The organism is Mucilaginibacter sp. (assembly GCF_039921305.1).
Taxonomy (GTDB): domain Bacteria; phylum Bacteroidota; class Bacteroidia; order Sphingobacteriales; family Sphingobacteriaceae; genus Mucilaginibacter.
Map to the genome: position 1 here is coordinate 99,415 of NZ_JBDSCA010000052.1, position 14,757 is coordinate 114,171.

Annotated in this window: 7 protein-coding genes; all 7 read left to right on the plus strand. The window is 40.4% G+C overall.

Going from position 1 to position 14,757, the window contains the following annotated elements; all coding sequences use genetic code 11:
- The first annotated feature begins 220 nt into the window (after window positions 1-220).
- The 7 genes from ABIN91_RS15615 (at window position 221) to ABIN91_RS15645 (ending at window position 14,751) form a co-directional block, all read left to right on the plus strand.
- The gene (locus ABIN91_RS15615) at window positions 221-2,143 is read left to right on the plus strand and encodes a 7TM diverse intracellular signaling domain-containing protein (protein WP_348052156.1); all 1,923 of its coding nucleotides are present in this window, start codon (window positions 221-223) and stop codon (window positions 2,141-2,143) included.
- A gap of 724 nt (window positions 2,144-2,867) precedes the next feature.
- Entirely contained in the window at window positions 2,868-6,056 is a 3,189-nt protein-coding gene (locus tag ABIN91_RS15620; protein ID WP_348052157.1) for a TonB-dependent receptor, read from the plus strand.
- Window positions 6,057-6,084: 28 nt separating this feature from the next.
- Window positions 6,085-7,707: a RagB/SusD family nutrient uptake outer membrane protein gene (locus ABIN91_RS15625; RefSeq protein WP_348052158.1), complete on the plus strand. Its 1,623-nt coding sequence runs from the start codon at window positions 6,085-6,087 to the stop codon at window positions 7,705-7,707.
- A gap of 10 nt (window positions 7,708-7,717) precedes the next feature.
- Window positions 7,718-8,446 (plus strand): hypothetical protein, encoded by a 729-nt coding sequence (locus tag ABIN91_RS15630; protein ID WP_348052159.1) that lies wholly within the window; start codon window positions 7,718-7,720, stop codon window positions 8,444-8,446.
- A gap of 182 nt (window positions 8,447-8,628) precedes the next feature.
- Window positions 8,629-10,866 (plus strand): glycoside hydrolase family 3 N-terminal domain-containing protein, encoded by a 2,238-nt coding sequence (locus ABIN91_RS15635; protein ID WP_348052160.1) that lies wholly within the window; start codon window positions 8,629-8,631, stop codon window positions 10,864-10,866.
- A gap of 75 nt (window positions 10,867-10,941) precedes the next feature.
- Window positions 10,942-12,033, plus strand: a complete 1,092-nt coding sequence (locus ABIN91_RS15640; RefSeq protein WP_348052161.1) for an alginate lyase family protein — start codon at window positions 10,942-10,944, stop codon at window positions 12,031-12,033.
- 21 nt (window positions 12,034-12,054) lie between these two features.
- A complete protein-coding gene (locus ABIN91_RS15645; protein ID WP_348052162.1) occupies window positions 12,055-14,751 on the plus strand; it encodes a glycoside hydrolase family 2 TIM barrel-domain containing protein in 2,697 nt (898 codons plus the stop codon).
- The last annotated feature ends 6 nt before the right edge of the window (window positions 14,752-14,757 follow it).

Consider the following 14,757-nt stretch of genomic DNA (forward strand, 5'->3'; position numbering starts at 1 on the left):
TAATGCAGGTTGTAAAATGCAACTTATTGCAGAGTATTTAAGTATAAACCAATAATAAATTCTATCTGGCCAATGTGTTCTGATGGAAATATAAACCAGTTTTATTGATCGGTTTAGTGGAAATTATGTAACCTGATATAATCTGGTTAAATGCTTATTGTACCTGATTTTACGGTGCTACGCTTATTGTTCGGTAAAGGATAATGAAAATATAATTACAATGTTAATACTGACCGTTTTTAAGAGATTTTTTGTGAATGGCCCTATTCAGGCTTTTTTGATAACTCTTACACTCATTATTGCCTGCCATAGCTCGCAAGCTCAAAATGCGGTTAATATTGATGATAATGTACCACATCATATTTTATCTTACGGCGAAATTGAGTATCTGGAAGATCCGGGCAATAAGCTATCCCTAACAGATGTGCAGAAGCCGGATATCAACGCGATGTTTAAACCAAGCAAAACGTATACGCCTAAATACTACAATACTACATCGGCTTATTGGTTTAAGTTTAAAATAAAGCACTCCAAAACATCAAAGGTGCATTGGATGCTGGAGTTTTTTGATCAAACGATCAATGATATTCACCTATTTATTCCCGACAGCAATCACAACTATAAACAGTATTTTTTTGGGAATAAATACAAATTCGCCGAAAGGGAATACAAGCATAAAAACTTCACGATAGACCTGCCCAATAACTCCAATGCGGTTGATACTTATTACGTGCATTTGTCATCGGCACAAGGCATTAACGTGATTATTGTATTGCGTGATATTCACCGGTTTATTGAGTACGCTTTATATGAGTACCTCATTTTTGGATTGTTTTATGGAATGATCATCATATTCAGTTTGTATAACCTGATGATGTATTTTGCTATACAGCAAAAACGATACTTATATTATGTGCTTTATAACCTCAGTATCGGTTTTTACGAGATGTGTGTTGATGGTATCGCGTTCCAGTATATCTGGCCCAATGAGCCCTTGTTAAACCAATACGCGTTTGGAGTGGCATTATTTTGCAGTACAATTTTTGGATTGCTGTTCACCATCAATTTCCTTTACCTCAAAACAAAGGCCCCTAAACTGTATAAGCTAATTATAGGCATTATTATACTGCGGTGCATGTTTTTTGTGCTTTGCTTGTTCGATCGGCAGTTGTTTATTTATAAGATAATTGAGTTTGGGCCTTTGGTGGTTGCGTATTTTGCCGGTATTTATGTCTACAAAGGCGGTTTCCGGCCAGCCAGATTCTTTGTAATCGGTTATACTTTTTTAGTGATAGGTTTTGTGGTTAAAGTGTTGTTGTTTTTTAACGTGAGCTGGTTGCCTTATAACGCTATTACGCACTACAGTTTAAGCTTTTGTTTTGTTATTGAGATGATACTGGTTTCCTTCGCAATTGGCGATAGTATACGGCATTTACGTAAGCGTAAGGATAGCGTGCAGAAGCGGATGATACAGCAGCTGCAAATTAACGAGGACCTTAATAACAAGCTCAACAAAGAGTTAAGCTCGCTGGTAGAGCAGCGTACTAAGGAAGTTGTTGAAAAGGCTATTGTGATAGAGAAGCAGAACGAAGAGTTGTTCTCGATGAATATTTTATTGCAGGAGCAGGCCGAAAGTATATCCAGGATGAATGTTCTGTTGGAAATTGACAATCAAAACCTGCATGTTGATATTGAGAAGGTTACCCGTGATAGGGTAATGAATAAAGGTGTTGATTTTGAGGAGTTTAGTAAGATATATCCCGACAGGGAAGCTTGCTTTAAATACCTTTCGGAATTGAAATGGACCAATGGATATAGTTGCCGAAAATGTGGCAATACCAATTATCTATCGGGCCATTTGCCTTATAGCCGCAGGTGCACCAAATGCAGGTACGAGGAATCTGTTATAGCGAATACTATTTTCTCGAATACCAAATTACCCATCAACAAGAGCTTCTATATGCTTTTTTTGATCTATTCATCAAAAGGGAGCATCTCATCCAATAAATTATCCGAGATATTATTGATACGACAAAGCACCTGCTGGTCGTATGGGAATAAGATTAAAAAGGTATTAGGGGAACGTAAACGCGAGCTTAAGAACGCCGGGGAAGAAGGTTGGAGTAAGCTTGTGTTGGAATAGTGCAAGCCTGATATCCTTTAAATCAGCATCAATTATTCGATAATAACTAGATAAATACCTTCCAATTTCCTTTTTGAGTTTACGAATAGACTTGTCTGGTATATTCTGTGCTTAAATATTTAATGATAAGACAAAATGGCTTAGTGATCCGTATTTATCATTTACTATTTTATATTCCGAATTGTTTTTCTGCTGTTTATTGGCCGCATTTTTTAGGCGGCCTATCAATTTATTTATACCCGAATAAATAATCTTTATAATAGAGTACTTCGTGTAATGAGCCTCAAAATTGGCCAACTTCTCAAACTTTAAAAACCCCACAGTTTTCAGTGAAAAAAGTTTCAAAAAAAACGCTCTTTTTTTATTGCTATCAAAGCGTATAAACTATCATTCGCTATAATCCCGGATAGTAAAAACATTGCGTTTTTAAACTGTATTGAGAGTATTATTGGCAATTGTGTTTAAAGCGTATAACTAAAAATCGCAATCGAAAAAAAGCGCTTAAACAGGCTTTTTGGGGCTTGCATATCCCAAAAAATCTACCTTAAATTTACCTCACCAATTTACTAAAATCAGATACATCATGACAAAAAAACGCTCTTCGCCGTAGAGGTTATTGATTATTATTTGGTGTTTGTTAAATATATTATTTGACCTATACCCAACATAAATTATTAACCAAAATTTAAAACCTAAGTTAAAATGTTACTAATTAAAAATTGATATGAGGAAAACTATTACTCAAATTTCAAATTCCTGTAAACAATTATTACCACAACTAAAAAAGGTGGCCTTTATGGTGCCTGTTTTATTGATGGTAATTTGCGCTAACACAAACCTATACGCGCAAACAAGCACAATTAAAGTTACAGGTACAGTTTCTGATCCAAAAGGAGAGAAACTGATTGGCGTTACAGTTAAAGTGAAAGGAACTGCACTTGCCGCGGTTACTGATGTTAACGGAGCTTATTCAATTAACGTTCCGGATAAAAAGAGTGTGCTTGTTTATAGTTACATAGGCTTTTCTAATAAAGAAGAGCTTGTGGGCGAGCGTAAAGTAATTAATACCACATTAAGTGATGCATCTTCAAGCTTATCGGAAGTTGTAGTTACCGGTTATGGCCAAACCGTAAAAAAGAGCGACCTGGTAGGATCTATCGGAAGTGTTAGCGCTAAACAAATACAAGAGCGCCAGCCAACCAGTCTTGCCGATGCGTTAGAAGGCCAGATATCGGGTGCGCAGGTTGTTACCGATGGTGGTGATCCCTTCTCGCAAGGAACGATACAGGTGCGTGGTGCATCAACACTGAGCGCGGGTAATAACCCCTTGTATGTTATTGATGGTGTGTTAAATGATGATGCCAGCTTTTTGAACCCTCAGGATATATTGAACATTGAGGTTTTAAAGGATGCGGCATCGGCTGCTATTTATGGCGTGCGTGGTGCTAACGGCGTTATCATCATCACAACCAAAGGCGGTAAAGAAGGTAAAGCCAGAATTACCGCTAACTATTATCACCTGTTTGGCAAGCTTGCACATAAACTGCAAACAACATCAGCTAAAGATCTGACTTACTACCGCCGTGTATTAAATGGTGGGGCGGGTACAGGTGCCGCGGTTAACCCCGATTCGGTTAGTACTTTTGATAACAAGGATAATGATTACCAGGACTTGTTATACAGAACAGGAAACAAGGATAATCTTAACTTAAATATCAGCGGTGGCCAAAAAGGCTTATTGTATTATTTAGGATTAAACTACTTTGACGATCGTTCTATCATTATCAACAGTTACGCTAAAAGCTTTAACACCCAATTCAATGTAGATTACCAGGCAACAGAGAAATTCAAAATTACCAATAAAATATCTTTCGGTTATGTTACCGGTAACAAGGTTGATGTTGGTAACACGGCGAGTACGGTTTTCCAACGTAACCCATGGGTATCACTATACCGCCCGGATGGTTCGTTAGCTGGTTATGTGGAATCGAAAAGAAACCCAGTAGCTTTCGCGTTGATCGGTGAAAACGTACCGACAAATTATATTATCCAGGACAACATCGCAGCCAATTATAACATATTTAAAGACCTGCGCTTTACGGCATCATTCAATGCGCGTATGGATAACACCGGTACAGAGCAATTTATACCACTATCTATCACATCAGGAGCGTTAGGCCCAAATAGTGGTTCGAGCAATACAGATAACAAGTTTTCGTACGAAATTCAAACTTATTTTAACTACAATAAAAAGTTTGGTAAAGATCATAGTATATCGGCCGTATTAGGTTACAGCCGTGACCACCACAAGGATGGCGGTTTTAACATCGCTTTACAAAATTACTTAAGTGAAAGCGTACGTGTATCTAGCGTAGCAGATTTAGTTGCTACTGGTATAAATACCTATGTGAACAGCTATTATGCAACCGAATCTGTTTTTGCACGGGCACAATACGGTTATAAAGACAAGTATATTGTTAATGGAACTTACCGCCGGGATGGCTCGTCAAGGTTTGGCCCCGAAAACCAGTTTGGTAATTTTGGAGCCGCTGGTTTTGCCTGGCGCTTTTCGGCAGAGCCTTTTATGGCCTGGTCTAAAAAGTTTTTGGATGATGCCAAATTACGTTATAGCATAGGGGTTTTAGGGAATGATAACTTAAAGAATGATTTTCTTTACTCTGTGTTGTTAAATTTTGGGGTGGGTGATAACTCCAATAATAGCGGAACTTATTTTGGAAACAATGGCGTGTACGTGAGCCCTAAATTGGGTAATCCAACTTTACACTGGGAAGAAACTACAACTCAAAATCTGGGTTTAGACCTGACCCTGTTTAACGGAAAATTAACCGTAACCCCGGAGTATTACTTCAAAAAGACCAATGGTTTATTATCAACTCAGATTTTACCAGAAGAAACCGGTGTTAAATCCGGAGCGATAAATTTAGGTAATATTCAGAATCAAGGTTTTGAGTTAACAGTGAACGCAACTCCAGTTACAACTAAAAATTTCTCATGGAACATTAATGGTAATGTTACTTTCCAGAATGCAGCTTTGATCACTTATTTGGTTCCAACAGCTACATCTATCAACGGATCTTACCTTATTAAAGAGGGCGGGCACATCGGTGATTTTTATCTGTTGAATAATATGGGTGTTTATCAGTACGATGTTTCAAATGCTTATGATGCCGCAGGTAACCGTTTAATACCAGTTGGTGTAAACGCAGCAGGTACAGCAGCAACAGGATATACTAATGCCGATGGATCATCTTATACAGGTGCAATCCGTCAAATGAAACGGAATGGTAAAATTTTAAATGGTGGCAGCACCATTTGGCAGGATATTAATAATGATGGCGCGATAGACGAAAGTGACCGCCAGGTTTTAGGTAATGCTATACCTAAAACATATTGGGGTATTACCAACTTTTTTACTTATAAACGCTTTACACTTAACGTAACATTTAATGCATCTTTTGGCGGTAAGGTTTACAACTCTATTGCTAACGGTTTAAATACCGAATCGTCAAACTACACCCCGCCAACCGTTGCGGCCATCTATGGCTCATGGCAAAAACCGGGTGATGTAGCCACCTATCCAAACATGAGCGGTTCTGTTAAAGATACCTATGGCTCTATCGCCAATGGTACAAACAGTCTTTACCTTGAAGATGGATCGTTCATCAGATTGGCGAGTGCTAAGTTAACCTATAACATCCCAACCAAATTGATCAAAAAGATCGGTGCCAATACATTTAATTTATATGTGTATGGAAATAATCTGGCTACCTGGACCAATTACAGCTGGTACGATCCGGAATTTACCACAAGCAATGCTTTGCAACCTGGTTTTGACAACGGAAAATACCCGCGTCGCCGTGAAGTGGGTTTAGGTATAAACATTCAGTTTTAATTAACAACAAAAGATTAAACGAAAGAAAATGAAAAGAATATTAATTATTGCTTCACTTTTCGGGATAGCCCTGGGTATAAGCAGTTGTAAAAAAAACCTGGACTTAAACCCAGCGAGTGGGGTTACGGTTGATGGGTATTTTAAAAATCAAAAGGATATCACCGCAGGCCTGGCAGGCATATATTCGGCTTTTCAGGAGTCGATGACAGGTGCCGGAAATACCAACGATGAAGGTTATGGAGGTAAGTATCATTATTGGGGAGATTTACGTGCCGAAACTTTTTTGGCATCAACGTTCACAAATAATAGTGTTATCGAAATGTCGACTAACACCTTGCAATTCAGTAATTCATCAACAGATTGGGCAGGTTTGTACCGTGTAATAAGCCGCACTAATTTGGCTATCAAATATTTCCCCCAGGTACCGGCAAGTGATCCTAACGTTACTCCAACTATATTGAATAATGCTATGGCTCAAGCTTACGCGCTGCGTGCCGAAAGCTATTTTTACATTGTAAGGAACTGGGGCGATGCACCGTTGTGGATCGAGCCATATTTGGATATTACCCAATCGGGCAGTAAAGAGAAGACCAAAGCCTTAACCCTTATCGATTCGTTGATCATTCCTGATCTGCAAAATGCTTATGCCATGATCTCAAAAAACCAAACCCCTACGGTTTGGTATATTAGCGAAGCTGCAATTTGCGCGATATTGGCTGATGTTTATATGTGGAGAGCTAATATCCCAAGTGGCGGTGGCGGTGGTACCGCAGATTACACTAAAGCGCTAACCTGGTATAATACTTTGCTGACCAGAAAAACACCTAGCGGGAGCTTATATAATGCTACCACTGCTTCAACACCAGCGGGAGCTATTGGAGCCCTTGAACAAGGTGTGAACTGGAAAAATAACTTTTTAACACCTGCAAACGCGTCAGAACCTATATGGAGTATTTATTGGGATTACACCGTTAATGGATGTGCTTGTATCCCTGTTTTTGTTGGATTGAGCAATAACCCGGTACAACTTGATCCAGTTTTCCATGCTGCTTTTAAGGCCAAGTATAAAACAGATGTGCGTGTTTCAAGGAGTATTGATACATTAACTACTTTGAACCACATCAATATGCTTTATAAATATTATAATTTAACACCAACTACCGCTGGTATTACACCAGTTGCAGGTAACCTTAATTTTAACGTTTACTTACCAATGTACAGGCTTGCAGATGTTTACTTATCAATGGCCGAAGCTTATGCCATGACGAGTGACTTGCCTAACGCGTTAAAATATTTGAACTATGTATATGTGAGAGCAAGGCAAACAACAGCAACAACAGTGGTTACGCCTATACCGGCAACAGCTTACCCAAGTACGGCATTAATGGTTGATGGTATTTTAGCCGAAGAACAATTTGAATTATTAGGTGAAGGTAAACGCTGGTACGATCTGGTACGTATGAACCGCGTTCACCAGGTTATGGATCCGGTGTTGAATATCCGTAATGCAACATCGGTTACAGTTGGTAATGTAACTACGGTTACCCCGGATACTAAAGGCTTTATTGATGCACCAAACCGTTATTTATGGCCGGTTAGCCAGAACGCTTTAAATGCGAATAAAAAATTAGTTCAAAACCCAGGATATTAATTATCATTTTATGAAAAAGATAAAAATCATTATAGCAACGCTGACCGCATCATTAGGTGCGGCGGCAATAATGTCCGGATGTACACTGGCCGGATTGAGCATGCAAAAGGACTATAACCGTGCAACTAATGTGGATACCATTGACGCGCATGTTTACAAAACGGCTTGGGCATACATGAAAGCTCGTGCTTATGGCAGCAATACCGATACCATATTCAGAAGAATGTATGACGGTGTAATTTACTCGGGCATTGATACCAACGAATATATTAAGCCGGGCAGAACGTTCATATTTTTGCAGAATGGCGCTGTAACATCACAATTGTGGCCCAAATATAAAAACGGTACAGTTGCTGGTAGTAAATGGCAAAGTTTCTCGAAAGCAGATGTTAAGAATTATTTATCGTATTTGATTCTGCTGGGCCAGTATTCGCATTACAATTTGCCATTACAGGATGTTAAGGCACAAACACTTGCGCCTGCGGGAGTATTTACAACAAATCCTCCGGGTATGCTTGCGCCCGTTGCAAGTGGTACAACTTACAATCCAAATCCAAATTCAATTATGCTGATACATGTGTCAAATGCTAATACAGTTACATCGCAGTTAGATTACCCCATCGTGTTAAACACTAACTCCAACATTGCAGTTAGCGATTTATTAGCTACTAATGGAGTAATACAAGTGCAAAGCAGCACCAGTGCCGCTGTTGTTGCACCGTTTTTTCCGGCTCAATAACTTATTAAGCTGCCGTCTTTTGGGGCGGCAGCTTAATTTATAAATATTCATTTGTAATACCGCTTTAAGTTAACAGCTGTAAAGTTGTTATAATCATATGCCAATTTGCTATTCAATTTAACATATGACAGGCCCTTACTTTGCAAAGCGTATTCGTTAATTTAAAAAGATTATATCCTAATATGTCACCCAAAATTCCATTTACCATTGTTTGCCTGCTTATTGGCGGCCAGTTAACTTTTGGACAACAAAAAGCACCGAACACGGTAATTGAACAAAAGATAGATGCCCTGATGGCTAAGATGACCCTCGAAGAAAAGATTGGTCAGCTTAATCAATATACAGGCGATAGGGCGGCTACAGGCCCTTTAACAACAAATAGCACCAAATATTTAGACATTAAAGCCGGCAAAGTTGGATCGATGCTTAATGTACGTGGGGTTACCGATACGCGGATGGTGCAAGAGATAGCTATGCAATCGCGGTTAAAAATACCTTTGCTTTTTGGTTTGGATGTGATACATGGTTATCGTACCACTTTCCCGATACCGCTGGCCGAAGCCGCGAGTTGGGATCTGGGAGCTATTGAACTATCAGCCAGAACAGCAGCTACTGAGGCGGCAGCATCCGGATTGCATTGGACGTTTGCGCCAATGGTTGATATATCACGCGACCCACGTTGGGGCCGGGTGATGGAAGGCGCTGGTGAAGATCCTTATCTGGGATCGCTTATCGCGGCAGCAAGAGTAAAAGGTTTCCAGGGCAATGGTTTAGGTAATAAAGATGCTATTATGGCTTGCGTAAAGCATTTTGCAGCCTATGGAGCCGCTATTGCGGGACGGGATTATAATACGGTTGACATGAGCGACCGTTTACTATGGGAGGTTTATTTACCTCCGTTTAAGGCAGCGCTTGATGCAGGCGCGGCAACGTTTATGAATTCGTTTAACGAGCTGAATGGGATACCCGCTACCGGTAACGCTTATTTGCAGCGTGATATTTTGAAGGGAAAATGGGGCTTTACCGGTTTTGTGGTGAGCGACTGGGGATCGATAAGTGAGATGGTTGCCCATGGTTTCGCTAAAGATAAAACCGACGCGGCGAGATTGGCTATTACGGCGGGTTCGGACATGGATATGGAAGGGCATGCATATGTTATTGGCCTGAAGAAATTGGTTGAAGATAAAACGATATCGATAGACCTGATCAATGATGCTGTTAGAAGAGTGTTGCGTAAAAAGTATGAGTTGGGTTTGTTTGACGACCCATACCGCTTTAGCGATGCGCAGCGGGAAAAGAAGGTATTGGAAGATCCGGCTAACAAAGTGGCCGCACGTACCGTTGCCGAAAAGAGCATTGTGCTTTTGAAAAATGAGGGGCAGTTGTTGCCTTTATCAAAGAATTTAAAATCTATTGCTGTGATTGGGCCGCTGGCAAAATCGAGTAAAGATATGATGGGCTTTTGGTCGGTAAAGTGGGATAATGACCATTTGGTATCGTTATACGAAGGGCTTCAGAATAAAGTAGGAAACAACATTAAACTAACATATGCCGAAGGCTGTGGCGTGAGCGATACATCAAGAGCGGGCTTTGCCGAGGCGGTTAACGCGGCTAAGAATGCCGATGTGGTTGTGATGGCCGTTGGCGAAACTTTTGATATGAGCGGCGAGGCCAAAAGCCATGCTAACATTGGTTTACCAGGTATACAGGAAGACCTGATCAAAGCGATAAAAGCCACGGGTAAACAAGTGGTGGTTTTAATAATGGCTGGCCGCCCATTGATATTTAACTGGACGGCAGATCATGCCAATTCAATATTATATACCTGGTGGTTGGGCAGTGAGGCTGGCAACGCTATGGCTAATGTGCTATTTGGGGATTATAACCCGGCAGCAAAACTACCGATGTCGTTCCCGAGGGCAGAGGGGCAGATACCTTTGTTCTATGCCGCTAAAAATACGGGCCGCCCTTTACTAAATATTAAGGACCCGCTTTATAAATCGGCTTATTTAGATATGCCTAATACGCCAAAGTTTGCTTTTGGTTATGGTTTGAGCTATACCACATTTGCTTTTAGTAATTTAAAATTGAGCAAAGCGCAAATATCGCAAACCGATAAGTTACAGGTTACTTGTACTTTGCAAAATACAGGTAAATATGCTGGTGAAGAGGTGGTGCAACTTTATTTGCAGGACCTGGTTGCCAGTGTAACCCGTCCCGTTAAGGAACTGAAAGATTTTCGGAAGGTATTTTTACAGACTGGCGAAAGCAAGGAGGTGAGTTTTGTGATAGACAAGGAAAAACTATCCTTTTATAATCAACAAATGAAATGGGGCACGGAACCAGGTGATTTTAAGCTGATGATAGGTAATTCATCCGATAATATTTTGCTTGAGAGTAAATTTGAGCTGATAGATTAAGTGTGAATTTCCAATCATGATAGGCTAATTAAGCTTAATCCGGATACTTTAATTATCAATATTATTGAAAAGTAAATGAGAAGAATAATTTCGTTGCTAATTATAGTTGCCTTTGCTGGTTTTAACGCGAGGGCACAATACGTGAGTTTAACCAATGCTGAGTTTACAAAGCTTGGTGCTATCCTGAAAACGGATGCGGAGGCTAAAAAGACGTTTGAATATTTTCAGGCTACAGCCGATAAAGCTTTAACAGAAACGCCTAACCCGATAGAAGAAATTACTTCGGAAGGTATGCTGGCAGGGCATCCCGATAAGGTAAAAAGTTTAAAGGCGGTTGAAGATGCCGATAAAATTTATGCATTGGCTCTGGTTTACAAACTGTATGGCAATAAAGCCTGTTTGGATAAAGCTACCGAATATTTGTTGGCCTGGGCCAAAGTTAATAAATCATCAGGCGACCCGATTGATGAAACCAAACTGGAACCTCTTTTTACCGGTTATGATATTTTACGAAGTTCGATAAAAGCCGATGCTCAAAAAACTATTGACATCTGGCTGGATAGCATTGCCCAGGGTGAGTTAAATAGTGACTATGCTAAACCCGGCCAGAGCACAGCAACAAATAACTGGAATTCGCACAGGCTCAAAATTATCGCGATGATTGCTTACGCTATACATAGTGATAAGTATAACCAAATTATTGAGAAGGAAATGGCTAAACAGATAGCTATTAATTTATATGCCGATGGTTCGGGATATGATTTTAAGGAGCGTGATGCTTTGCACTACCATATTTACACATTGGAACCTTTGGTTATGGCGGCTATTGTTATCAAGCGTGCTACGGGTAAGGATTTTTTCAATTACGAATCAGAGAAGGGGTCTTCTATCAAAAAATCGATGGAGTTTTTGGTGCCCTTTGTTACTGGAGAGAAAACACACGGTGAGTTTTTAAACAGTAAGTCGGGCTTTGACCGGGCACGTGCCAAGAACGGAGAGCAGGGTTATGTAGCGGGAGCATTGTTCCATCCGAATACGGCGATCTATGTTTTAGAACTGGCATCGTACTTTGATATAAAATATGCTGATGTTGTGTTAAAGAGCTTCCCGCAAGGTAAGCATAAGCATGATTGGGAACTATTGTTGAATAAGGTGAGAAGCCATTAAATTAGCGGCCCATTTATACCTATGAATAAAAAACCGCTTTGCCTGCAATTATTTATTACCGCAGTTTTACTGCTGCTTTGCAATGCATCGTTCGCACAGGTACGTACCGAAACAGGGCTAAACCAATACTGGAAATTTACCAAAGGAGCTTTTGAACCCGGTGGAATAGCTAATCCGGCTTCCAATTGGGAAACAGTTTCGTTACCACATACCTGGAACAAGGATGATGTGACCGACGATATTCCGGATTATTACAGGGCTTTATGCTGGTACCGGAAGACTATCGCGGTAAGCAGCAGCTTTAAAAATAAAAACGTTTACCTGTATTTTGAAGGTGCTAACCAGCAAACAGTAGTGTATGTAAACGGTAAAAAAGCAGGAAGCCATATTGGTGGTTATACGGCTTTCTGTATACAAATAGATCAATATCTGAATTTTGATGAGCCGGAAAAAAATGAAATAGCGGTATCGGTTGATAATAGTTTCAACCCGGATATTGCACCCTTAACGGCTGATTTTACTTTTTATGGTGGGATATACCGGAACGTGAAATTAGTATCGACCAATAAAGTACATTTTGATATGAGCGATGGGGCGAGTGGTGTTTATATAACTACTCCGCAGGTATCGGCGGCTATGGCTTCGGTTAAGGTGAGCGCAAAGTTGGTCAAGTACGTTGGCTTTAAAAACAAGTTAAAGTTTGTTAGCACCATTTGGGATGCTGATGGGAAGAGTATCGCTGTTAAAAGCAGCATCCTGCCGAAGGATAAACTGGCCGAAAACGATGTTATACAGGATATAACAGCTATTGCCAATCCGCATTTATGGAGTACTAATGACCCATATTTATATCGGGTTATCACACAAGTTTATAACGCGGATACTAAGGAATTGCTTGATGAAGTATCGAATCCGCTTGGTTTTAGGTGGTTTAAGTTTGATGCCGCTAAAGGTTTTTTTTTGAATGATAAGCCGGTTAAGTTGATAGGAGCGAGCCGTCATCAGGATTTTGCGGGCTTGGGTAATGCTTTACCTGATGGTTACCATGAGGCGGATATGAAGCTTTTAAAGGCTATGGGCGGTAACTTTTTGCGGATAGCGCATTACCCGCAAGTACCGGAGGTATTGGCCGCATGTGATAGGCTTGGGATTTTAGCTACTGTTGAGATACCTGTGGTAAACGCAATAACCGAAAGTGACGGGTTTACCAATAACAGCAAGCGAATGCTGGAAGAAATGATGCACCAGAATTTCAATCATCCTGCTTTAATAATATGGGGGTATATGAATGAGGTGTTACTGAGACCCAAATTTGCCGATGATAAAGTAAGGCAACAAATTTACTTTGCCAATATTGCCAAACTGGCCCAAACGCTCGAAGATATCATCCGGAAGACAGACCCAGGCCGGTATACGATGATGGCTTGCCATGGCGATTACAACCGGTATAAACAAGCTGGTTTGATACAAATACCCATGCTATTGGGCTGGAACCTTTACCAGGGGTGGTATGGGGGCGTAGTGGGAGATTTTGGTAAGTTTTTGGATAAGTTCCATCAGGATTTCCCCGATAAGCCGATGATGGTTACGGAGTATGGCGCGGATGCCGACCCGAGGATACGATCGGCAAAGCCGATCAGGTTTGATAAGAGCATTGATTATGCCTTAGGCTTTCACCAGGTTTACCTCGATGCTATTAAAATACGTCCGTTTGTGGTGGGAGCGATGGCCTGGAATCTGGCTGATTTTAATTCGGAAACCCGGGAAGAAACCATGCCGCATATCAATAATAAAGGATTATTGACATGGAACCGTGAACCTAAAGATACTTACCGTTATTACCAGGCTGAATTGCTGACAAAACCTTTTATTAAAATATCAAACTGGTTAAACCGTGCCGGTATTGCCGATAGTGCAAATAATAAGGTTTGTACACAAGCTTTAACGGTATTAACCAACGCCCTGTCGGTTGAGTTTGTATTAAATAACCAAAAGCTTGGTGAAGCTAAAACGGTGAATGGTGTTGCTACCTTGAACGTGCCTTTTGCGAATGGGATAAACCAAATTCAGGTTGTAGCTAAGGTTAATGGCCAACAATATTGGGATAATGCAGAAGTGAGCTTTAACTTAATACCTTTTAATATGCAGGCTGCGGGCGCGTGGTTTCAGGATTTGAATATTATGCTGGGAACTACCCGCTATTATATTGAGCCTGTGAGCAAGCAGGTTTGGATTTCTGATCAAGCTTATAAGAAGGGTCAGTTTGGAGCTATTGGCGGTAAGCCTTATATTGGTAAAAATGCGAGGTTACCTTATGGATCAGACAGGAATATCAGGAGTACAGAAAATGACCCGATATATCAAACCCAGCAAACGGGCATCAAGGCTTATAAAATAGACGCACCTAAAGGTAGCTATGAATTAACCTTACATTTTGCGGAGTTGGTTAGCGACGAGAAAAAAGAGGCTTTAGCTTATAACTTGAGCGATGGCAGAAATACCGGTGATGAAAAAGCGCAGGACAGGATATTTGATGTGCTGGCTAACGGGCTGGTTGTGCTGAAGGATTTTAATGTGGCTAAAAAGTTTGGTTATTTAACCGCGGGCTACGAAAAAGTAAAAGTTTGGATTAACGATAACAATGGTTTGAACATTGAGTTTAGACCTATTAAAGGTGAACCCATTTTAAATGCGATACAATTGAGTAAAGTTGAGTAATAATTA